Source organism: Saccharothrix sp. NBAS 001, assembly GCF_056640475.1.
In genome coordinates this window covers 9,553,496-9,573,574 of record NZ_CM153251.1, presented here as the reverse complement: position 1 = coordinate 9,573,574, position 20,079 = coordinate 9,553,496, and the positions used below count along the sequence as shown (strand labels likewise).

At 72.0% G+C, this 20,079-nt stretch carries 21 protein-coding genes; 9 read left to right on the top strand and 12 right to left on the bottom strand.

Translation table 11 applies throughout. The annotated features are described in order from the left end of the window. Positions 1-14: 14 nt before the first annotated feature. Positions 15-980, top strand: a complete 966-nt coding sequence (locus AC0HI0_RS43280; protein ID WP_480929260.1) for a zinc-binding dehydrogenase — start codon at positions 15-17, stop codon at positions 978-980. On the opposite strand, the gene AC0HI0_RS43275 is transcribed toward AC0HI0_RS43280, so the two are convergent. Then, positions 977-1,822 (bottom strand): LysR family transcriptional regulator, encoded by an 846-nt coding sequence (locus AC0HI0_RS43275; RefSeq protein ID WP_480929259.1) that lies wholly within the window; start codon positions 1,820-1,822, stop codon positions 977-979. The genes AC0HI0_RS43280 and AC0HI0_RS43275 overlap by 4 nt on opposite strands. Before the next feature lie 70 nt (positions 1,823-1,892). Here AC0HI0_RS43275 and AC0HI0_RS43270 point away from each other — a divergent pair, with 70 nt between their 5' ends. Both AC0HI0_RS43270 and AC0HI0_RS43265 read left to right on the top strand, forming a co-directional pair. Beyond that, positions 1,893-2,873 (top strand): DMT family transporter, encoded by a 981-nt coding sequence (locus AC0HI0_RS43270; RefSeq protein WP_480929258.1) that lies wholly within the window; start codon positions 1,893-1,895, stop codon positions 2,871-2,873. Next, positions 2,870-4,318 (top strand): amino acid permease, encoded by a 1,449-nt coding sequence (locus AC0HI0_RS43265; protein WP_480929257.1) that lies wholly within the window; start codon positions 2,870-2,872, stop codon positions 4,316-4,318. Before AC0HI0_RS43270 ends, AC0HI0_RS43265 begins: the two co-directional genes overlap by 4 nt. On the opposite strand, the gene AC0HI0_RS43260 is transcribed toward AC0HI0_RS43265, so the two are convergent. From AC0HI0_RS43260 to AC0HI0_RS43250, 3 genes are all read right to left on the bottom strand, one after another. Then, positions 4,307-5,932 carry a DUF885 domain-containing protein gene (locus AC0HI0_RS43260; RefSeq protein ID WP_480929256.1) on the bottom strand — a complete coding sequence of 542 codons (1,626 nt, stop codon included), beginning with the start codon at positions 5,930-5,932 and terminating at the stop codon, positions 4,307-4,309. The genes AC0HI0_RS43265 and AC0HI0_RS43260 overlap by 12 nt on opposite strands. Positions 5,933-5,960: 28 nt before the next feature. Further along, positions 5,961-6,998 (bottom strand): NAD(P)H-dependent flavin oxidoreductase, encoded by a 1,038-nt coding sequence (locus AC0HI0_RS43255; RefSeq protein WP_480929255.1) that lies wholly within the window; start codon positions 6,996-6,998, stop codon positions 5,961-5,963. 105 nt (positions 6,999-7,103) lie between these two features. After that, positions 7,104-8,639, bottom strand: a complete 1,536-nt coding sequence (locus tag AC0HI0_RS43250; protein ID WP_480929254.1) for a chitinase — start codon at positions 8,637-8,639, stop codon at positions 7,104-7,106. 78 nt (positions 8,640-8,717) lie between these two features. Between AC0HI0_RS43250 and AC0HI0_RS43245 the strand changes: the two genes are divergently transcribed. Next, positions 8,718-9,176 (top strand): HD domain-containing protein, encoded by a 459-nt coding sequence (locus AC0HI0_RS43245; RefSeq protein WP_480929253.1) that lies wholly within the window; start codon positions 8,718-8,720, stop codon positions 9,174-9,176. A gap of 85 nt (positions 9,177-9,261) precedes the next feature. Then, positions 9,262-9,483, top strand: coding sequence for a hypothetical protein (locus tag AC0HI0_RS43240; RefSeq protein ID WP_480929252.1), 222 nt, complete (start codon positions 9,262-9,264; stop codon positions 9,481-9,483). Between the two features lie 51 nt (positions 9,484-9,534). Here the strand turns inward: AC0HI0_RS43240 and AC0HI0_RS43235 are convergent, their stop codons facing one another. From AC0HI0_RS43235 to lepA, 3 genes are all read right to left on the bottom strand, one after another. Next, complete coding sequence (locus AC0HI0_RS43235; RefSeq protein WP_480929251.1) at positions 9,535-10,095, bottom strand: Uma2 family endonuclease; 561 nt, start codon at positions 10,093-10,095, stop codon at positions 9,535-9,537. Between the two features lie 159 nt (positions 10,096-10,254). Further along, positions 10,255-10,683 (bottom strand): hypothetical protein, encoded by a 429-nt coding sequence (locus AC0HI0_RS43230; protein WP_480929250.1) that lies wholly within the window; start codon positions 10,681-10,683, stop codon positions 10,255-10,257. An 88-nt stretch (positions 10,684-10,771) separates the two neighbouring features. Next, positions 10,772-12,613 carry a translation elongation factor 4 gene (lepA, locus tag AC0HI0_RS43225; RefSeq protein WP_480929249.1) on the bottom strand — a complete coding sequence of 614 codons (1,842 nt, stop codon included), beginning with the start codon at positions 12,611-12,613 and terminating at the stop codon, positions 10,772-10,774. 105 nt (positions 12,614-12,718) lie between these two features. Here lepA and AC0HI0_RS43220 point away from each other — a divergent pair, with 105 nt between their 5' ends. Next, positions 12,719-13,153, top strand: a complete 435-nt coding sequence (locus AC0HI0_RS43220; RefSeq protein ID WP_480929248.1) for a type II toxin-antitoxin system PemK/MazF family toxin — start codon at positions 12,719-12,721, stop codon at positions 13,151-13,153. A 59-nt stretch (positions 13,154-13,212) separates the two neighbouring features. Here the strand turns inward: AC0HI0_RS43220 and AC0HI0_RS43215 are convergent, their stop codons facing one another. Continuing rightward, positions 13,213-14,811, bottom strand: a complete 1,599-nt coding sequence (locus tag AC0HI0_RS43215; RefSeq protein WP_480929247.1) for a vWA domain-containing protein — start codon at positions 14,809-14,811, stop codon at positions 13,213-13,215. Between the two features lie 380 nt (positions 14,812-15,191). Here AC0HI0_RS43215 and AC0HI0_RS43210 point away from each other — a divergent pair, with 380 nt between their 5' ends. Beyond that, positions 15,192-15,788 carry a class I SAM-dependent methyltransferase gene (locus AC0HI0_RS43210; RefSeq protein ID WP_480929246.1) on the top strand — a complete coding sequence of 199 codons (597 nt, stop codon included), beginning with the start codon at positions 15,192-15,194 and terminating at the stop codon, positions 15,786-15,788. Here AC0HI0_RS43210 and AC0HI0_RS43205 read toward each other — a convergent pair. The 4 genes from AC0HI0_RS43205 to AC0HI0_RS43190 form a co-directional block, all read right to left on the bottom strand. After that, positions 15,765-16,133, bottom strand: coding sequence for a VOC family protein (locus tag AC0HI0_RS43205; RefSeq protein WP_480929245.1), 369 nt, complete (start codon positions 16,131-16,133; stop codon positions 15,765-15,767). The genes AC0HI0_RS43210 and AC0HI0_RS43205 overlap by 24 nt on opposite strands. Before the next feature lie 12 nt (positions 16,134-16,145). Further along, positions 16,146-16,988: an EamA family transporter gene (locus AC0HI0_RS43200; protein ID WP_480929244.1), complete on the bottom strand. Its 843-nt coding sequence runs from the start codon at positions 16,986-16,988 to the stop codon at positions 16,146-16,148. A 157-nt stretch (positions 16,989-17,145) separates the two neighbouring features. After that, positions 17,146-17,631, bottom strand: a complete 486-nt coding sequence (locus tag AC0HI0_RS43195) for an N-acetyltransferase family protein (protein WP_480929243.1) — start codon at positions 17,629-17,631, stop codon at positions 17,146-17,148. Between the two features lie 34 nt (positions 17,632-17,665). Next, a complete protein-coding gene (locus tag AC0HI0_RS43190) occupies positions 17,666-18,757 on the bottom strand; it encodes a winged helix DNA-binding domain-containing protein (protein ID WP_480929242.1) in 1,092 nt (363 codons plus the stop codon). Positions 18,758-18,880: 123 nt separating this feature from the next. Between AC0HI0_RS43190 and AC0HI0_RS43185 the strand changes: the two genes are divergently transcribed. Both AC0HI0_RS43185 and AC0HI0_RS43180 read left to right on the top strand, forming a co-directional pair. Beyond that, entirely contained in the window at positions 18,881-19,804 is a 924-nt protein-coding gene (locus AC0HI0_RS43185) for an SPFH domain-containing protein (RefSeq protein ID WP_480929241.1), read from the top strand. Between the two features lies 1 nt (position 19,805). Next, complete coding sequence (locus AC0HI0_RS43180) at positions 19,806-20,036, top strand: type II toxin-antitoxin system antitoxin (RefSeq protein WP_480929240.1); 231 nt, start codon at positions 19,806-19,808, stop codon at positions 20,034-20,036. Positions 20,037-20,079 lie beyond the last annotated feature (43 nt).

The window sequence follows — 20,079 nt, the reverse complement described above, 5'->3', positions numbered from 1 at the left end:
GTAAGTTCCGAGGCATGTTCGCCGTCTACGCAGCCGAGCCGAGCCCGCAGGACCCCATCGCCGCACTGCGCGTCGGTGACCGCCCCGATCCCGAGGTGCCGGCCGGCTGGGTCCGGGTCGGCGTGCGGGCCGCCAGCCTGAACATGCACGACCTGTGGACGCTGCGGGGCGTGGGCATCAAAGCCGACCGGTTCCCGATGATCCTGGGCTGCGACGGCGCGGGCGTGCTCGACGACGGCACCGAGGTGGTGCTGCACTCGGTGATCGGCGACCCGGCGTGGAGCGGGGACGAGACCCTCGACCCGGGCCGCACCCTGCTCACCGAGAAGCACCAGGGCACGTTCGCCGAGCACGTCGTGGTGCCGGCCCGCAACGCACTGCCCAAGCCCGCCGACCTGTCCTTCGCCGAGGCGGCGTGCATGGGCACGGCGTGGCTGACCGCCTACCGGATGCTGTTCGTGAAGTCCGGGCTGCGGCCGGGGCAGACCATGCTGGTGCAGGGCGCGTCCGGCGGCGTGGCCACGGCGCTGGTCCAGCTCGGCCAAGCGGCGGGCTTGCGGGTGTGGGTCACGGGGCGCACCGAGGAGAAGCGGGCGCTGGCCGTGGAACTGGGCGCGCACGCCGCGTTCGAGTCCGGCGCGCGCCTGCCCGAGCGGGTCGACGCGGTGTTCGAGACGGTCGGCAAGGCCACCTGGTCGCACTCGATGAAGTCGCTCAAGCCCGGCGGCATCGTGGTCATCTCCGGCGCGACCAGCGGCGACGCCACGGCCGCGGAGTTGCAGCGGCTGTTCTTCCTCCAGCTGCGGGTGGTCGGCTCGACCATGGGCACCCGCGAGGAGCTGGGCGACCTGCTGGCGTTCTGCGCCCTCAACGGGCTGCGCCCCCGGATCGGCCGGGAGCTGCCGCTGGAGCGCGCCGAGGAGGGCCTGCGGGCCATGCTCGACGGCGACACCGCCGGCAAGATCGTCTTCACCCGCTAGCCGACCGACGCGACCAGCGCGGTCACCGCCGGGTGCCAGTCGCGGCCCGGCGGACCGCTGACCACCAGCCGCCGGGTCACCCGGCGGGTCAGCGGCACCAGCACCAGGCCGGGCGTGAGCATGGCCGCCAGCAGGCCGGGGACGATCGAGACGCCGATCCCGGCGCGCACCATCGCGAGCAGCGTGCCCAGTTCGCGCACCCGGTGCACGGGCGTGATCGGCAGGCCCTGGCACACCCGGCGGACGTGCCGCTCGCAGCCGCCGCAGGACAGCAGGAACGGGTCGTCCACCAGGTCGGCCACGTCCACCTCCGGCTCGCCCGCCAGCGGGTGGTCGTCGCGCAGCAGCACGTGGAACGCGTCCTCGCCGACCAGCGCACCCTCGCCCGGCGGCGGGTCGACCACGACCGCGACCTCCACCGTCCCGTTGGCCAGCCAGTCCGCGACCTCGTCGTCCTCGCCCTCGAACACCCGGATCCGCACGTGCGGGAACTCGTCGCGCCAGCGGGCCAGCAGCTCGGGCAGCAGGCCCTGGCACACCGTGGGCGGCGCGGCCAGCCGCACCGTGCCCTGCGCGAGGCCGTTGCGGCGGGCGGCCAGGTCGGTCATCGCCACCGACGCGGACACCGCCGTCCGGGCGTGCGCCAGCACGTCGTGCCCGAACGCGGTGGGCCGCACCGCGCCCCGGCGGTGCAGCACCGGCTGGCCGAGCGTGCGCTTTAGCGCGGCCACCGCGTGCGACACGGCGGACTGGGTCAGGCCCAGCGACTCGGCGGCCGCGCCGAACCCGCCCTCGTCGACCACCGCGAGGAACGCGCGCAGCTGCGCGAAGTTCAACGTCATGAGCCACTCTCATACCGGTCCGGTGGCAATTTGTTGGACTCATTGTGCCAGGTCGGGAGAGTGTCGGCTGGTGCGGAAATCGTGGGTCGGGAAGTTCGTGCTGCTGTCGGCCATCTGGGGCGGCAGCTTCGCGCTGATCAAGGTGGCGGTGGACGCGGGCGTGCCCGCGGTGTGGGTGGCGTTGCTCCGGTGCCTGTTCGGCGCGCTGGCGCTGTGGGCGATCTGCGCCGTGCAGCGGCAGGGCGTGCCGCGCGACCGGCGGCTGTGGGGGCACGCGCTGGTGGTGGCCGCGCTGCTCAACTCGGTGCCGTTCACGCTGCTCGCGTTCGGCGAGACGAAGGTCAGCTCGGTGCTGGCGGGGGTCTTCAACGCGACCACGCCGCTGATGACGCTGGTGTTCGTGCTGCTGATCGTGCCGCAGGAGAAGATCACCGGGGCGAAGCTGGCCGGGCTCCTGGTCGGGTTCGCCGGCGTGCTCGTGGTGCTCAAGGCGTGGCAGGGCCTGGGCGAGGACGTGCTGGTGGGCAGCCTGGCGTGCCTGGGCGCGACGTTCTGCTACGGCGCGGGGTTCGCCTACACCCGGCGGTTCTTCTCCGGCGGTCCGCACTCGGCGAGCGCCCTGTCCGCCGTGCAGATCACCTGCGCCACCGCGCAGCTCGCGGTGGCCGCGCCGCTGGTCGGCGGGCTGCCCGCGTGGCCGGGGTGGCCCGCGGCGGCGGCGCTGCTGGTGCTGGGCGCGGCCGGCACGGGCCTGGCGTACGTGCTGAACCTGGACGTGATCCGGGAGGCCGGTCCGACCGTCGCCTCCACGGTCACCTACCTCACGCCGCTGTGGTCGACCGCGCTCGGGGTGGTGTTCCTGGCCGAACCCGCCGGGTGGAACACCGTCGCCGGTGGTGCGATCGTGGTGGCGGGCGTGCTGTTGGCCCGCCGGCCCGCCAACCGTCCGATAGGACAAAAAAGCACCCGATCGGTGGTCCGAGCGGACAAACCCGGTCCTGCTGGACGGGCGTACGGTTCGCCGCACACAACCACGAGGGAGCGCGAATGACCTCCGTGCAGGGCGGCTTCGGCCAGGGTTCGGGCGTGTTCCGCCGCAAGCCCATCGAACAGATCTCCGACGAGAAGGGCACCGGGCTCACCCGGACCCTGGGCCTGTGGCAGCTCACCGCGATCGGCATCGGCGGCATCATCGGCGCGGGCATCTTCTCGCTCGCCGGGGCCGTGGCGAACCAGACCGCGGGTCCGGCCGTGCTGATCTCGTTCCTCATCGCGGGCGTCGCCAGCGCGGCGGCGGCGTTCTCCTACGCCGAGTTCGCCGGCCTGATCCCCAGGGCGGGCTCCGCCTACACCTACGGCTACGCGGTGCTGGGCGAGATCGTCGGCTGGTTCATCGGCTGGGACCTGCTGCTGGAGTACACCGCGATCGTGGCGGTGGTCGCGATCGGCATCTCCGGGTACTTCAACGAACTGCTCAACCTGCTCGGCCTCGACCTGCCGACGTGGATGCTCGGCGCGCCCGGCACCGAGAGCGGCGGCGTCGCCGAGGGCAGCTACAAGGTGAACCTGTTCGCGGTGCTGCTGTGCCTGCTCATCGCGTACGTGCTGAACCTGGGCATGAAGAACGCGGCCCGGTTCGAGACCGTCCTGGTGTACCTGAAGGTCGCGATCGTCCTGCTGGTGATCGTGGTCGGCGTGTTCCACATCGACACCGCCAACTACAACCCGTTCTTCCCGTTCGGCCTGTCCGGCGCGTTCACCGGCGCGGCCACGGTGTTCTTCGCGGTGTTCGGCTACGACGCGATGAGCACCGCCGCCGAGGAGTCCAAGGACTCCCAGCGGCACATGCCCAAGGCGATCATCTACTCGCTGGCCATCTCGATGGTGCTCTACGTGCTGGCCTGCCTGGTGCTGACCGGCATGGTCAACTTCAAGGACATCGACGCGGAGAGCTCGTTCGCCACCGCGTTCGCCGACATCGGCCTGCCCGCGCTCGGGATCGTCATCTCGGTCGGCGCGGTGCTGGGCATCACGACCGTGCTGTTCACGTTCATGATGGGCGCCGCCCGGGTCGGCTACTCGATGTCCCGCGACGGCCTGCTGCCCAAGTGGTTCGCCAAGACCCACCCGGTCCGGCACGTGCCGACCCGCACCACGTGGGTGCTGGGCGGCGCGTCCGCGCTGATCGCGGGCTTCCTGCCGATCGGCGAGGCCGCCGAGCTGACCAACATCGGCATCCTGCTGGCGTTCGTGGTGGTCTGCGTCGCGGTGATCGTGCTGCGGTACAAGCAGCCCGACCTGCCGCGCACGTTCAAGACGCCGGGGATGCCCGTCGTGCCGGCCCTCGGCGTGGTGTTCTCGCTGTGGCTGATCACGTTCCTCGCGCCCGAGACGTGGCTGCGGTTCGCGGTCTGGTTCGCCATCGGCCTGGTGATCTACTTCGCCTACAGCCGGCGCAACTCCGCGCTGGAGAAGACCGGCGGCTCAGCCGACTGAGTCGCACCACCGGTCGACCACGTCGGCCAGCACGGCCATCGGCAGCGGACCGCCGCCGAGCACCACGTCGTGGAACGCCCGGATGTCGAAGCGCTCGCCCAGCCGGCGCTCCGCCTCGCCGCGCAGGCGCTGGATCTCCAGCCGCCCCACCATGTACGACAGCGCCTGCGCGGGGTTCTCCGAGTAGCGGTCCACCTCGGAGGAGATGTCCACCTCCGGCATCACGGCGTGCGCGCGCAGGTAGTCGACCGCCTGCTGCCGGGTCCAGCCCAGCGCGTGGATCCCGGTGTCGACCACCAGCCGGGCGGCGCGCAGCGAGTCGCCCGAGAGCATCCCCAGCCGGGACACGTCGTCGCTGTAGAGCCCCATCTCGTCGGCCAGCCGCTCGGTGTAGAGCGCCCAGCCCTCCAGGTAGGCCTCGATCGAGGCGAACCGGCGCAGCAGCGGCAGCCCGGTGAGCTGCTGGGCGAGCGCGATCTGGAAGTGGTGGCCGGGCACGCCCTCGTGGAACGCGGTCGCCTCCGCGCTGAACCGGTCGCGCTGCTCGGCCTGGTGGGTGTTCACGAAGTACGTGCCCGGCCGCGAGCCGTCCAGCGCCGGGTCCATGTAGTAGGCCAGCGGCGCGTTCGGGGCGTCCGCCTCGGGCACCACGTCCACCGCGCACCGGGCGGCCGGGAGGGTGCCGAACCAGTCGCCCGCTACCCGCTCGGCGCGCGCGATGGTCTCCTCGGCCAGCACCACCATCTCCGCCGCGGTGTTCCAGCGCAGCGCCGGGTCGTCCAGCAGCCGGCGGCGCACCTCGGCCGCGCTGATCGGGCCGAACACCCGCGCGCCGATCTCCTCGTACTCCCGGTCCAGCGCCTCGATCAGGTCCAGCCCCACCCGGTGCAGCTGCTCGGGCGTGTGGTCGGTGGTGGTGTACACCCGCACCAGGCCCGCGTACAGCTCGCCGCCGCCGGGCAGCCAGCACAGCCCCGGCTCGCGGTCGGAACGGCCGCGCGGCTCGATCTCGGCGCGCAGGAAGTCCCGGTAGCGGGCGAACGCCGGGCGCACCGCGGAGGCCAGCAGGTCTTCGCACGCCGCGGCGGATCCGGTGCCCCGCAACGGGATCGCCAGCGGGTCGGACTCCTCGGCGAGGTGCCGGTCCAGCCGGGCCGCGGCCGCCGCCACCAGGTGCGCGATCGGCCGGCGGTCCGAGGCGCGCTGCCGCTGCGCCAGCGCCTCCAGGTAGTCCGGCAGGGCCGCCAGCCGGGCCAGGTAGTCCTGCCTGCCCCGCTCGTCCACGGGTCTGATCAGCGGTAACGCCACCAGCAGCAGGGCGATCGGCGCGTTGAGGCCCTCGGCGTGGGTGTGCTCGACCAGGTTCGAGCCCGTCTTGCGCGCCAACGCGCCGGCCTGCTGCACCACCACCGCGCGGGTCAGCGGGTCGTCGTCCCCGACGCGGGCGCGGGCCGCGATCTCCTCGGCCCGCAGGCGCAGCGCGCGATCCGCCGCCGCGCTCGGGTCCGGCAGCTTGTCGTCCCGGCCGGGCAGGCCCATCAGGGTCGCCGTGACCGGATCTGCGTCCATGGTCGCGGCCAGCAGGTCGTCGGCGAGTTCGCGCGCTGTCGTCACCCCGACATTCTCACCCGCGCAAGCGTTGCTACAGCGGCGGAATTCGCATGATCGCCGTGGAAAGTGCCTGGCGCGCCTCGGTGTGCAACCGGGCCACCACCTCCGCCGCCGGGGCCGGTCGGACCAGCGCGTAGGTCTGCCCGGCCCACAGCGACATCAGCTCCGGGTCACCGGTCGCGCGCACCGGCTTGGTCAGGTGGTGCACCTCCGGGTACGCCGCCGGTGCCGCCGGGCTGTTCTCGGTGAGGAACCGGTTCACCAGGCCGCGCGCCGGACGTCCGCTGAACGCCCTGGTCAACGCGGTGCGCCGGGTCCCGTCGGCGAGCGCCCGCCGGTGCGCGGGGTTGGTGCCGGCCTCCGGGCAGGACAGGAAGGCGGTGCCGAGCTGGGCCGCCACCGCGCCCGCGGCGACCACCGCGGCCACGTCCGCGCCGTGCACCAGGCCGCCGGTCGCGATCAGCGGCAGGTCCACCCGGGCGCGGACCAGGCGGAGGGCGGCCAGTACGCCGAACAGCTCGCCGCCGCCCGGCGACACCCCGTCGTCGGCGAAGGTGCCGCGGTGCCCGCCGGCGTCACAGCCCTGCACGCACAGCGCGTCCGCCCCGACCTGCGCGGCCTGGCGGGCTTCGGCGGGCGTGGTGACCGTGACGACGACCGTCGAGCCGGCGGCGTGCAGCCGTGCCACGTCGTGCGCGTCGGGCAGGCCGAAGGTGAACGAGACCACCGGCACCCGCATGGCCATCACCAGTTCCAGCTTGGCCGCGTAGCCGTCGTCGTCCCAGCGCGGCTCGCCCGGTTCGGCGGGCGACTGCGCGCGCACCCGCTCCCGGTACGCCTTCAAGTCCACAGTGGACTTCGGCCCGGGTACGAACAGGTTGACCCCGAACGGTTCCCCGTTCAGCGCCTTGGTCTCCTTGACCTGGTCGGCGAGCGCCTCCACGGTCAGGTAACCGGCGGCCAGGAAGCCGAACCCGCCCGCCCGGCCCACCTCGGCGACCAGCTCCGGCGTGGACGCGCCACCCGCCATCGGCGCGGCGATCACCGGCACTTCGAGTCGATCCAGCATGGCACCGACGATAACCCGCCATTTGGCGGACTTGCCGACCAGTCCGCGAAGCGGAACGCTCCCCGGCCCGCCGCCGCAGGGCGGGCCGGGGAGCGTCCCCTCAGGTCACGGCAGCGTGTCGAGGTGAGGCGCCACCGTGTTGGAGAACCCCCAGCCGCTGGACGCGTCCCAGTTGATCGACCACGTCATCGCGCCCCGGATGCTCGGCCACGTCTGCGACGGCTTGAACGAGCCGCAGTTCGTGCCCTTGGCGAGGCAGTCGAGCGCCTTGTTGACGTTGGCCGCGGACTGGTAGCCGCCACCCGCGCCCGAGGGCGACGCGGGCAGGCCCAGGCCCACCTGGTCCGGCCGCAGGCCGTTCTGGAGCTGGATGCAGGCCAGCGCCACCAGGAAGTCCACGGTGCCCTGCGAGTAGACCTTCTGGTCGCAGCCGAGCATCGTGCCCGAGTTGTAGAACTGCATGTTGACGACCGTGAGGATGTCCTTCACGGCCAGCGCCAGCTTGAAGTACTCCTGGCCGGTCGACTGCATGTCGATGGTCTGCGGGGCCATCGTGATGACCTTGCCGCCACCCGCGTGGATGCTGCGCAGCGCCTGCGCCATGTAGGTGGAGCTGACGCCGTTCTCCAGGTCGATGTCCACGCCGTCGAAGCCGTAGTTCGTGATCAGCGTCTTGACGCTGTTGGCGAACGCGGTCGCCGAGGAGCTGTCACCGGCCCAGATGGTGCCCTTCTCGCCACCGACCGAGATGATCACCTTCTGGCCGCGCGCCTGGAGGGTGCGGACGTCGGCCTTGAACTGGGCGTCGGTGTAGCCGCCGAGCTTGCTCGACAGCACCGGGTCGAGGTTGAACTCCACCGCGCCGCGGGTCGCGGGCACCGCGTCGGCGAACGCGACCGCCACGATGTCGTACGTGGTGGGCACGTCGGCGAGCTTGAGCACGCGCGAGCCGTTGTCGAAGTTGTGCCAGTAGCCGGTCAGCACGTGCTTCGGCAGCGTCGGGTCCGGCGGGTTGCCGGTCGTGGTGGTCGTCGTCGTGGTGGTGGTCGTGGTGGTGCTGGTCGGCGTCGTGGTCGTGGTGCTGGTGCTCGTCGGCGTCGTGGTCGTGGTGGAGGTCGGCGGGGTGCCGGGGCCGTCCAGGTTCACGTCGTCCACGAAGTACGCGGGCTGCCCGTACCAGCCGTGCACGTAGACCGTGACGCTGGACGCGGAGGCACCCGTCGTGAAGTCGATGTTGAGCTGGGTGAAGCTGGTCGAGCCCGGCGTCCACGTGCTCTTGTCGCCGCTGCCGGTCCCGGTGACGCCGAGGTAGACGTAGCTACCCTGCGCCCACGCGGAGAGCTTGTACGCGGTGTTGGGCCGCACCGCGATGGTCTGGGAGCAGCGGGCGTTGTCGGAACCGGCCGGGGTGCCCGACAGCGCGTGCGAGCCGCTGCGCTTGGGCGTGGTGACCACGTTCGCGTTGGAACACGTCCAGCCGCTGGTGTTCCCGGCGTCGAAACCGGGGTTGGCGACCAGGTTGGCGGCCGACGCGCTGCCCGCCACCACCAAGGTCAGGCCCGCCATGGCCAGCAAGCCGACCACCACGGCGACCAGAGCGCGTCTAGTCCTCGAAGCCACGTCCACCTCCACGAAGTCCATTCGGCGGCCTTGCCCAGCAGGTGACGTGGGCCACTGGCAAAATGGACTAGACCACTGGGGCTTGTCAAGGGTGTGAACATGGGCCGCGTGACGTTCACCGTTGATGACGCCATCGGAATCGCGCGCGCGGCGCACCTCGGACAGGTCGACAAGTCCGGCGCGCCGTACATCGGCCACCCGCTGCGGGTGATGGGCCGGGTGTCCGGCGAGCACGCCCGGATGGCCGCCGTGCTGCACGACGTCCTGGAGGACACCGCCGTCACCGCCGAGGACCTGGCGGCCCGGGGCTGCCCGCCGGCCGTCGTGGCGACCGTGCTGGCGCTGACCCACCGGGAAGGCGAGTCCCAGGAGGACTACCTGAGCAGGGTCGCGGCCGACCCGGTCGCGGTCGTGGTCAAGCGGGCGGACATCGCCGACAACACGTCCCCGCCCCGCATCGCGCTGCTGGACAGGCCCACCCAGGAGCGGCTGCTCGCGAAGTACGCCCGGGCGCTCGACCTGCTGGACGGGCACGGCCCTGCAGGCCAGGAGGCGTAGCGGAGGTCACCCCGAAACCGCCGGTACGGCACTGCGACGTGCGGCAGAATGGAGGTGAACCGATCCAGAAATCCCGAAAGGCACCATGACGAAGACGCTCGACCAAGTCCGCACGTACTTCACCACCCGCCGCGACCTGCGCCGGCGCACCGAGCGGCTCAGCCGCGAACTGGCCGCCTACGACAGCCCGAGCGACCGGCTGGACCTGGAAGCCGCGATCGCCCGCTACCCGGAGTCCGAGACCCGGGAAGTCGAAACGATCCTGCGCCTGCGCACGATCGACCGCCTGGGCCGCGACGCGCGCTGACGCGCGAGGCAAATGAGAGGGCCTTCGGAGAGTTCTCCGAAGGCCCTTCCGTCATTTCAGGGTCCCCAGCAGTTCGCTCGGCGCGAGCCGCACCGGGAACGGCCGCACCGCGGCGAACACCTCGTCGCCCTTCACCACGGACGCCAGTTCGTAGTCACCGTCGTCGTTCAGCTCGAAGACGTCGAGCGCCGGTTCCCGGGGGTCGACGATCCAGTAACTCGGCACGCCCATCCGTTCGTAGAGCGACTTCTTGAGGTTGGTGTCGGTCAGCACCGAACTCGGCGACAGCACCTCGACCACGAGCAGCGGCGCGACCGGCAGCAGCTTGTCGGTCAGGTCCTCTTCCCGGGCCACCAGCAGGTCCGGCTGCACCTCGGTCGCCGGCGAGTACCGCACGGCGAACGGCGCGGGCAGCACGTGCAACCCGTCCGGGCACGCGGCATCCAGGTGCACCACGAGCTTCGCCACGATCTTCTGGTGGCGCAGTACCGGGGCCGGGCTCACGATGAGCATCCCGTCGACGAGTTCATAACGCCGGCCATCATCGGGCAAGCCCTCCAGGTCTTCCACCGTGTAGGGACGTTCGCCGATGTCGTTTCGCATGATGGTCATGGTCCCCCCTTTCTACTTGGTTCGCCAACCATGGCAGAGGGGAAAGGTAATTCCACTATTGATTTCCGATCGTCCCTCTAAAGGGGACAACCGGAATTCAGATCAGTCGGCCACCGAATTCCGACCGGCGGCACGCCGATCAATTCGCGGAATCACCGGTCAGTGGCCGACTTCCTGCACGACCCCGCCGGTGAGCCGGTGCACCAGCCGCAGGATCCGCTGCTGCACCTGGTCGAACGACCGCACCTCGGCCGTCTCCGACGTCCACAGCACCACGGAGAACGTCTGCTCCCCCGCCGTGACGTCGATCCGCGTCTCGGCCCCGCCGTCCACCGACCCGACGTGCGACGCCCGCCACAGCCCGGCCCGCAGCGCGACCAGGGCGAGTTCGCGCACGTCGTGCGCGCCCATCCGCCCGGTGAACGAGCGCTGCCGGCGGTCGGCCGTGACCGTGGAGCTGAGCCGGTACTCGCCGGTGCCCGCGAAGCTCGCCTCGGTCGTCCCCGACGGCCCCTGGATCACGTACCGGATCGCGAACCGGTCGGGGGCCAGCCGACCGTCGAGATAGCCCTTCAACGCGTACTCCACACCGTCCCCCTGTGACCGGGTACCGCCCACCATGGTGAGCGCCCCCGACCGGCCCGCGCCGCCGGTCGGGTCAGAGTTCGGGGAAGCGTTACTTCTTCTTGTCCTTGCCCGAATCGTCGGTGGACAGCGCGGCGACGAACGCCTCCTGCGGCACCTCCACGCGCCCCACCATCTTCATCCGCTTCTTGCCTTCCTTCTGCTTCTCCAGCAGCTTGCGCTTGCGGGTGATGTCACCGCCGTAGCACTTGGCGAGGACGTCCTTGCGGATCGCGCGGATCGTCTCGCGGGCGATCACCCGCGAACCCACGGCCGCCTGGATCGGCACCTCGAACTGCTGGCGCGGGATCAGCTCGCGCAGCTTGGTCGCCATCCGGGTGCCGTAGCCGTAGGCGTGGTCCTTGTGCACGATCGCGCTGAACGCGTCGACCGGCTCGCCCTGCAGCAGGATGTCGACCTTGACCAGCTCCGCGTCCTGCTCGCCGGACTCCTCGTAGTCCAGCGACGCGTAGCCGCGGGTGCGGGACTTCAGCGCGTCGAAGAAGTCGAAGATGATCTCGCCGAGCGGCAGCGTGTAGCGCAGCTCGACGCGGTCCTCGGACAGGTAGTCCATGCCGCCCAGCTGGCCGCGCTTGGACTGGCACAGCTCCATGATCGCGCCGATGTAGTCGCTGGGCGCGATGATCGTGCACTTGGTGATCGGCTCGTACACCTCGGCCCGCTTGCCGTCGGGCCAGTCCGACGGGTTGGTCACCACGTGCTCGGTGCCGTCCTCCATGACCACCCGGTACACCACGTTGGGCGCGGTGGAGATCAGGTCCAGCCCGAACTCGCGCTCCAGCCGGTCGCGGGTGATCTCCAGGTGCAGCAGGCCGAGGAAGCCGCAGCGGAAGCCGAAGCCCAGCGCCGCCGAGGTCTCCGGCTCGAAGGTCAGCGCGGCGTCGTTGAGCTGGAGCTTCTCCAGCGCCTCGCGCAGCTCCGGGTAGTCCGAGCCGTCCACCGGGTACAAGCCGGAGTAGACCATCGGGCGGGGCTCGCGGTACCCGGCCAGCGGCTCGGTCGCGCCCTTCTTCTCCCAGGTGACGGTGTCGCCGACCTTGGACTGGCGGACGTCCTTCACCCCGGTGATCAGGTAGCCGACCTCGCCGACGCCCAGCCCCCGGCTGGGCTTGGGCTCGGGCGAGATGATGCCGACTTCCAGCAGCTCGTGGGTCGCGCCGGTGGACATCATCCTGATCCGCTCGCGCGGGGTGATGCGGCCGTCCACGACCCGGATGTAGGTGACCACGCCCCGGTAGGTGTCGTACACCGAGTCGAAGATCATCGCGCGGGCCGGCGCGTCCGCCGCGCCGACCGGCGCGGGCACCAGGCGCACGACCTCGTCCAGCAGGTCGCCGACGCCCAGCCCGGTCTTCGCGGAGACCCGCAGCACCTCCTCGGGCTCGCAGCCGACGATGTGCGAGAGTTCCTTGGCGTACTTGTCCGGGTCCGCGGCGGGCAGGTCGATCTTGTTCAGCACCGGGATGATGGTGAGGTCGTTCTCCATCGCCAGGTACAGGTTGGCCAGCGTCTGCGCCTCGATGCCCTGCGCCGCGTCGACCAGCAGCACCGCGCCCTCGCACGCCTCCAGCGCCCGCGACACCTCGTAGGTGAAGTCGACGTGGCCCGGGGTGTCGATCATGTGCAGGACGTGGTCCTGCCCGTCGAGCTGCCACGGCAGGCGCACGTTCTGCGCCTTGATGGTGATGCCGCGTTCCCGCTCGATGTCCATGCGGTCGAGGTACTGCGCGCGCATCGCCCGCTCCTCGACCACGCCGGTGAGCTGCAGCATGCGATCGGCCAGGGTCGACTTGCCGTGGTCGATGTGCGCGATGATGCAGAAGTTCCGGATCAGCTCCGGAGGCGTGAACGTCTGATCGGCGAACGTGCTCACTCAGGTTCCTCGCACGGGACGGACAAAGGGGATCGGCACATCATCTCACGTCCCGCCGACCTGCTGTTCCACCCGGGCGTGACCGAGGCCATAAGCTGTCCCGCCGTGCACACGAACGGTGAAGACCCGCGCCCGGCCAAGGGCGCGGTGCGCGAGATCCACTCGGCCGCCGCCGCGGCGTCCCTGGAGTACTCCCCCGACCTGGACGGCCTGGCCGACCCGGGCGAGGTCGTGTGGGCCTGGGTGCCCTACGAGGAGGACCCGGACCGGGGCAAGGACCGCCCGCTGCTGGTCGTCGGCCGGCACAAGCGCGCCCTGCTGGCCCTGATGCTGACCAGCAAGGCCCCCGACCGGCACGAGGTGGACGAGTTCCTGCCGCTGGGCTCGGGCCGCTGGGACCGCGACGGCCGCGAGTCCTACCTGCGCCTGGACCGGGTCTTCGAACTGGACGAGGACGACATCCGCCGCGAGGGCTCGGTGCTGGAGCCGGAGCGCTTCTCGCTGGTCGTCGACGCCCTGCGCGGACTCGGCTGGCGCTGATCGCGCCCACCGCGCCGGCGCCGCGTCCGGGCTGCCCGGACGCGGCGTCGGCGTGGTGGTCAGAACGGCCAGTCGGCGTCGCGGCCCGCCTCCAGCAGCGGCACCGACCGGAACGTCGCGTCGGTGAGCCCGCCGAACTCGTGCCGGTTGCCGCTGCCCGTGGCGAACGCGGCGGGCGCGTACCCGCCCAGGTTGAACCCGTAGAGCGGCACGTGCGCCGGCACCAGGTCCGCGACGCCCTCGCCGTGCCCGGACATGGTCTGCATGTCGGAGATGACGAAGACCCGGTCGTGCCCGTCGTAGGACCGCCGGACCGCGCCGACGATGTCCGTGCCGTGCCCGACGTCCCCGATCCGGCGCAGGAACCGCCGCACCTCGTGGATCACCGACCCGCCGGGCTCCACCCGGTGGCGGAACTCGCCGTCGGCGAACCCGCGCACGTCGACGTCCTCCCCCTTGACCGCGAGCGCCACCCCGAACACCGCCGCCGCCTTGGCGGGGGTGACGGTGGAGCGCGCCGACACCGTCCCGGTCATCGACGCCGAGGTGTCGACCAGGACCAGCGACCGGCCGGGCAACGCGGGCAGGTTGGCCAGTGAGGCTTGCAGCGCCTGGTCCAGCGCGCGCCCCCACCGCGGGCTCGGCGCGCTCTCGTGAGCCGACAGGAACCGGAACGGGAACTGCCGCGACGCCGCCACCTCCTCGGGGTCGGCGAGGCGCGCCGCGAGCCGCTCGGCCACCTCGTCCGAGATGCCCGCCTCGTCGAAGTTCCGCAGGTTGCGGAGCGCGGCCATGTAGCCCATGGACGGGATGAGCGCCTGCCACGCGCTCGCCGTCATCGGCCCCTGGAGCCAGCCCGCGACGGACTCCCACGTCATGCCGGCCGCGCGCAGCACGTCCGGCGCGTCCGGGCGGGCGAACAGCTCGCGGCGCTCGGCCACCGGCCACGCCAGCAGTTCCGCCCGCGCCCGCAGCACGCCCAGCGACTCCGGCGCGGGCTGGTCGCGCCCGTGCCGGCGGTCGATCGCGTGCTTGAACAGGTCGCCCTGCCGCTCGTCGCGCGGCGACGGGTGGGTCAGGTCGAGCACGTCGCCGAAGCGGAACCCCAGGGCGGCGGAGTCCCACTTCACCAGCGAGCGCTCGTGGTAGAGCCGGCGCACCGCGTCGGCCACGCCGCGCTTGACCGGCTTCGGGATCGCGCGGCCGTACCGCGTGGTCCAGTAGGCCAGCAGCTCGCCGGGCTCGTCGGCGCGCTTGAGCACGCTGTCCACCACGGACCGGCTGGTCACGACGTCGTCCGCGGGCTGCCCGTCGCGGAGCGCGTCGAGGCGGGCGCGCACGAACTCGGCCGCGCCGACGAGGGGCGCGGTGCGCATGTTCGCGCCGTCGCGCAGCCACGCGAGCAGCCGCGCCGTCCACGCCGGGTCGGCGAGGGTCGCGGCGCGCACCAGCCGGGCGTAGCGGCTGTCGCGCTCGTCGCCGGACTCGTAGAACGCCCGCTCGCTGCCGAGGTTCGCCACGGCCAGCAGGAACAGCTCCGACCTGAGGTCGCGCGCGTAGCCGGGCGCACCCTCGAACGTGCGGCCCGATGGCGTGCGCTCGGTGGTGACGGGGCTGGTGGCGGTGGGACGTGCGCGGGCGGTGTTGTGCTTGGCCATGCCGGACTGCCTCGTGGGACGAGGGAGCCGCGACTTCAGGCGGGCCCGAGATCAAGTCGGCGAAGGTACGTGGCGTGCTTCCGTTACACCACCGTCCCGTGCAGGACGGCCGGGAGTCGAACCCGGACTGCCCGAGCCTGAGTCGAAGTATCCCTCGCCTGCGCACCGGGCACGCGTGAAGTCGCGGCTCCCGAGATCAGTGGTGCCGGCGGTACCGGTCGATTTTCGAAGTCGAAAGCAACCGTCGGCGGCGCACCGGGAGTGCCTGCTCAGCTTATCCGGGAGGCCCTGTGGATCAACCGGATTTCGGGGTGCGGACCAGGAGCGTTCTCGGGGGGATCCCCGATGCCGGGGTGGCGCGGCGCGGCGACGCTGGCGGCATGGCATCGAAACTGATGAAGGCGTTCGACGTGGCGTTCGGCCACCCGCGCGGCAAGGTGGGCGAGTTCGGCGGCCGGGTGATGGCGAAGGTGAACGCGAAGGCCGAGGCGCACGCGATCGACGTGCTGCGGCCGCGTCCGGAGGAGACGGTGCTGGTCGTCGGTCCCGGCCCGGGGGTCGGGTTGCGGCTGGCGGGCGAGCGGGCGGCCAAGGCGATCGGGGTGGACCCGTCGCAGGTGATGCTGGACGAGGCGCGCAACCGGTGCGCGGACCTGATCGTGGCGGGCAAGGTGGAGTTGCGGGAGGGCACGGCCGCGCGGACCGGGCAGGACGTGGCGTCGGTGGACGCCGTGGTGGCGGTGGACAACCTCCAGCTGTGGGAGAACCGCGCGGCGGCGTTCCACGAGCTGTTCCGGGTGCTCAAGCCCGGCGGGCGGCTGGTGGTGTCGGTGCAGCGGTGGGCGTTGGAGGTCTCCGAGTTCGACCTGGTCAAGGAAGCCGAGGCGGCCGGCTTCACCGACGTGCGCACGTCGTTGCAGCAGCACGGCGGGGTGCTGCCGGCCGCCGTCGGGCTACTCGCGGACGTCCCGGCGTAGCGGGTGCTCCGGCGGGATCTCGACCAGCGCGATGCGCACCCCGTCGGGGTCCGCGATCCACGCCTCGTCCAGGCCCCACGGTTCCCGGCGCGGCCCGCGCACCACGTGGGCGGCCAGTTCGGCGGCCGCCGCGCGCAGGTCGCGGACCTGGAGCCAGAGCTGGACCGCCTCCGTCGGCCGGTCGTCGGACCGCCCGGACACCTCCAGGTACCCACCGCCGAGGAAGAACACCGTGCCGCCGGGGAACTCCCGGTGCACGGCGAGCCCCAGGACGTCCCGGTAGAACGCACGGGCCCGTTCCGGGTCCCGCGACCTCAACAACACGCGACTGCTCAGCACCTCCATGTGTTGAGCGGATCACGCCAGGGCGATCGCCGCCACCCCGGCGACCACGATCAGCGCGCCGGACAGCCTGCGCAGCGGGTTCGGTTCACCCAGTACGAGCCACGCCAGGACGCTGCCGACGACGATGCCGAGTTCGCGCGCGGGCGCGACCAGGCTCACCGGCGCGATCGTCATGGCGAACAGCACGAGCACGTACGCGGCCGGTGAGAGGACGGCGACCAGGCAGATCTCCCGCCAGTGCTTGCGCGCCAACGCCACGGCTTCGGTGCGGCGGCTCAACGCGTAAGGCGCGAGCAGCACGCTCTCGGTGACCGACGAGCCGGCCATGAGCACGACAGGCGCGATCGCTGCGGCGTTGACGGCGTGCGCGTCCCACAACGTGTAGCCGGCGATCACCGCGCCCGTGGCGATGCCGTAGGCGATCCCGGCCTTGCGGCTGCCACCGCTGCCGCCGCCGGACCCGATCACCATCACCCCGAGCACGACGGCCGCCGCGCCGAGCAGACCGAGCACGTGCGGTTCCTCGCCGAGCACCGCGATCGCCAGGACGACCGTCAGCAGCGGCCCGGTGCCCCGGGCGAGCGGGTACACGACGGACATGTCGCCGGTGGCGTATCCCCGTTGCAGCAGCAGGAAGTACGCGAGGTGCAGCACTCCGCTGCCCGCCGGCGGGAGCGCCCAGTCCCACGACGGGGTCGCGGTGAGCAGGACGATCGGGACCATCAGGACGGCCGACAGCGAGGCGTTGAGCCAGACGAACAGGGCCCCGCCGTGCGGGACGCGCTTGGCGGCCAGGTTCCAGCCCGCGTGCGCGAACGCGGCGGCGAGCACGAGCAGGACAGCGACCGGGGACATCGGGGAACCCTCCTGGCTTCCGCGCACGCGGCAGCCGGGTTCCTCCAGGCTTTTGTCCCGTCAGATGACCGGGAACCCCTCCAGGGTCCCGGCGGTGCCGCTCGGACCTGTCCCACCGCCCTGGTTGTGGGTCGTTCAGGCGGACGGTGGCGGAACCCTAGGCACTGTCGCCACCACCGTACCCGGCCACGTCGAGGGTCATCCGGACGTGGGGGTGCGGGCCGTCGCCGGCGCTCTCCCCGCGCCAGCCCCGGGCGGTGTAGAAGCGGCGGGCGCGGGCGTTGGGCTCGAACACGTCCAGCCTGGCGGTGGCGACACCGGCGTCGCGCCAGGACGTGACGCACGCGTCGTGCAGCGCCCGGCCCACGCCGTGCCCCCAGCGCGCCGGGTCGACCTGGAGCTGGAGCAGCTCGTCCGCCCTGACCAGGGCGAAACCGGCGACGGCACCGCCGGTTTCGGCGCACAGCCACAGCCGGTCGGGCCCGTCGAAGCGGTAGCCGGTGGCGCGGACCGCCGTCTCCCACGCGGCGAGTTCCGCCTCGGGCAGGTGGCCTTCGTAGTAGCTGCGGCGCGCCTTGACGTGCACCTCGACGACGTCCGGCGAATCGGCCTGGACGGGAGCGCGGATGGTGATCGTCGCCATGCAGGTCAGGACGCGCCGGGCCGGGCGAGGTTCGTCAGGGCAGGAACCGGACGCCGTGCGCGGGCACGTCGGGGGCGAGGAAGTCCAGCAGCGCCAGGCCTTCCCGTTCCACGTCGTCCGGGTCGGGCAGCCGGTGGAACGGCCGCAACTCCAGCGTGGCGTCTTCCTTGGTGCGCACGACCCGCCAGTCGCCCGCGGTCACTCCGTCGACGAGGAAGAACTGCGGCACGGGGCCGTGCGGGGAGTACATGCGCGCCTTCACGTCGTCGGTGACCACTCGGCGTCGGTCGGCGTAGGACAGCAGCAGGTTGTCGAAGTCGTACAGGAACCGCACGGGGGCCGGGGTGTCCTCGTCGGGACGCGGGGCGTCCGGCAGGTCGAACAGCTCCTGGCCGTCCTCGTCGGTGAACCGGACCAGCGGCAGTCGCTCGACCACCTCGCGCAGCCGCGTCAGGCGGGCCCAGGTCTGCACGTCGTTGACGGTGGCCGGGCCGAACGCGGCCAGGTAGCGCAGGACCAGGTCGCCCGCGGACATCCGGTCGGAGACCCCTTCGCCGAGCCACGTCTCCACGCTGGTGTGCGCGATCGGCCCGCTGCGCCCCCACAGGCCGCGTGGCGGGACCTGGACCAGCGGGACGAGGCAGCGGACGGTGTAGGCGAGCGCGGCGGGCGCGCGGTCGGGCCACGTCTCGTGCAGGAGCGCGCCGAGTTCCTTGTTGGTGCGCGGGCGTTCGGCCAGGATCTGCCGCCCGGTGGCGACCACGGCGTCGGTGTCGAGGCCGCGCAGGTCCTTGCCGTGCAAGTGGTTGTGGAACAGGTCGCGGTCCAGCGCGGGCTGGGCGAGCGGGCGCAGCGCGAGCGCGTCGGCGGCGGTGACCAGGTGGATGGTGGAGCGCATCAGCGCCATCCGGACGAGGGCGCGGTCCAGCAGCGGGCCGGCCGCGTGCTCGGGGCGGAAGCCGGCGATCCGCGTCCACAGGCCGGTGTACCAGGTGTGCGGGGTCTGGGCCTGGAGGCCGACCAGGTGGGTGACGACGTCGGCGACCGGCCGTTCGGTGCGTTCGAGCAGGAACTGGCGGGCCAGGGTGGCGCGGTTGACGGCGCGGCGGCTGAGGACGTCGGTCATGTCGCCCAAGGTAGCGGCCATTGCGGACAGCTTCGGTCCCCGTTGCCCGGTCGGCTTGCCCTCGCGGCGAAAAAAGTGATATCACTTTGCTAAGCACGCGATAGGCGAACGAGGGGTGGAGCGATGAACGCGACGACCGATGTGATCGTGCGGATGCCCGCACCGGCCGTGCGGGAGCGCACGGCGTCGGAGGTGTCCGGCTGGGCCGCGCTGGGCATCTCCGCGGTGCTGGTCCTGGGCGGTGCCGCGGTGACCGTGCTCGGGATCACGGCGGGCTCGGGCGACCCGAACCCGGTGCTGATCATCGGTGGCGCGCTGATCGCCGCCGCGGGCTTCATCACCGGCGGCGGGCTGTTCACCGTCGCGCCCGGCGAGGCGCGGGTGCTCCAGTTCCTGGGCCGCTACACCGGCACGGTGCGCAAGGACGGCCTGCGCTGGGCGAACCCGTTCACCACGAAGGTGAAGGTGTCGACCAGGATCCGCAACCACGAGACGGCCGCGCTCAAGGTCAACGACGCCGACGGCAACCCGATCGAGATCGCCGCGGTCGTGGTGTGGCAGGTGGACGACACCGCGCGGGCCAAGTTCGAGGTGGACGACTTCGTGCGGTTCGTCGGCATCCAGACCGAGACGGCCGTACGCCACATCGCCACCAGCTACCCGTACGACAACCACGACGAGAGCGGCCTGTCGCTGCGGGAGAACGCGGACGAGATCACCGAGACCCTGTCGGTGGAGATCGCGGCCCGGGTGCAGGCGGCCGGCGTGAAGGTGATCGAATCCAGGCTGACCCACCTCGCGTACGCCCCGGAGATCGCCCAGGCGATGCTCCAGCGGCAGCAGGCGGGCGCGGTCGTCGCGGCCCGGCAGCGGATCGTGGAGGGCGCGGTCGGCATGGTGGAGCTGGCGCTGGACAAGCTGGCCGAGAAGGACGTGGTGGAACTGGACGAGGAGCGCAAGGCGGCCATGGTGTCGAACCTGCTGGTGGTGCTGTGCGGCGATCGGTCCACCCAGCCCGTCGTGAACACCGGTTCGCTGTACCACTGACGTGGGCGAGCGCAAGAGCGTCCTGCTCCGCCTCGACCCCGCCGTGCACGACGCGCTGACCAGGTGGGCGAATGACGAGCTGCGCAGCACCAACGCGCAGATCGAGTTCCTGCTCCGGCGGGCGCTGGCCGAGAGCGGCCGGCTGCCCACCGGCGCGGCCGCCCAGCCCAGGCGGGGCAGGCCCCGCAAGGACGCCCGACCACGCGACTCGGAGGACCCGCCGGACGAGTAGCCCGGCCACACACCCGCCCGGCCGTTTCCAGGGGGAGGCGGCC

What these genes read in the sequence shown, in the direction of transcription:
- AC0HI0_RS43240 (WP_480929252.1), top strand. Translation starts at nt 9,262, where the DNA reads ATGACGAAGACGCTCGACCAAGTCCGCACGTACTTCACCACCCGCCGC.
- AC0HI0_RS43250 (WP_480929254.1), bottom strand. Translation starts at nt 8,639, where the DNA reads ATGGACTTCGTGGAGGTGGACGTGGCTTCGAGGACTAGACGCGCTCTG.
- AC0HI0_RS43280 (WP_480929260.1), top strand. Translation starts at nt 15, where the DNA reads ATGTTCGCCGTCTACGCAGCCGAGCCGAGCCCGCAGGACCCCATCGCC.
- AC0HI0_RS43255 (WP_480929255.1), bottom strand. Translation starts at nt 6,998, where the DNA reads ATGCTGGATCGACTCGAAGTGCCGGTGATCGCCGCGCCGATGGCGGGT.
- AC0HI0_RS43190 (WP_480929242.1), bottom strand. Translation starts at nt 18,757, where the DNA reads ATGACCGACGTCCTCAGCCGCCGCGCCGTCAACCGCGCCACCCTGGCC.
- AC0HI0_RS43185 (WP_480929241.1), top strand. Translation starts at nt 18,881, where the DNA reads ATGAACGCGACGACCGATGTGATCGTGCGGATGCCCGCACCGGCCGTG.
- AC0HI0_RS43200 (WP_480929244.1), bottom strand. Translation starts at nt 16,988, where the DNA reads ATGTCCCCGGTCGCTGTCCTGCTCGTGCTCGCCGCCGCGTTCGCGCAC.
- AC0HI0_RS43205 (WP_480929245.1), bottom strand. Translation starts at nt 16,133, where the DNA reads ATGGAGGTGCTGAGCAGTCGCGTGTTGTTGAGGTCGCGGGACCCGGAA.
- AC0HI0_RS43245 (WP_480929253.1), top strand. Translation starts at nt 8,718, where the DNA reads ATGGGCCGCGTGACGTTCACCGTTGATGACGCCATCGGAATCGCGCGC.
- AC0HI0_RS43210 (WP_480929246.1), top strand. Translation starts at nt 15,192, where the DNA reads ATGGCATCGAAACTGATGAAGGCGTTCGACGTGGCGTTCGGCCACCCG.
- AC0HI0_RS43195 (WP_480929243.1), bottom strand. Translation starts at nt 17,631, where the DNA reads ATGGCGACGATCACCATCCGCGCTCCCGTCCAGGCCGATTCGCCGGAC.
- AC0HI0_RS43265 (WP_480929257.1), top strand. Translation starts at nt 2,870, where the DNA reads ATGACCTCCGTGCAGGGCGGCTTCGGCCAGGGTTCGGGCGTGTTCCGC.
- AC0HI0_RS43235 (WP_480929251.1), bottom strand. Translation starts at nt 10,095, where the DNA reads ATGACCATCATGCGAAACGACATCGGCGAACGTCCCTACACGGTGGAA.
- AC0HI0_RS43275 (WP_480929259.1), bottom strand. Translation starts at nt 1,822, where the DNA reads ATGACGTTGAACTTCGCGCAGCTGCGCGCGTTCCTCGCGGTGGTCGAC.
- AC0HI0_RS43215 (WP_480929247.1), bottom strand. Translation starts at nt 14,811, where the DNA reads ATGGCCAAGCACAACACCGCCCGCGCACGTCCCACCGCCACCAGCCCC.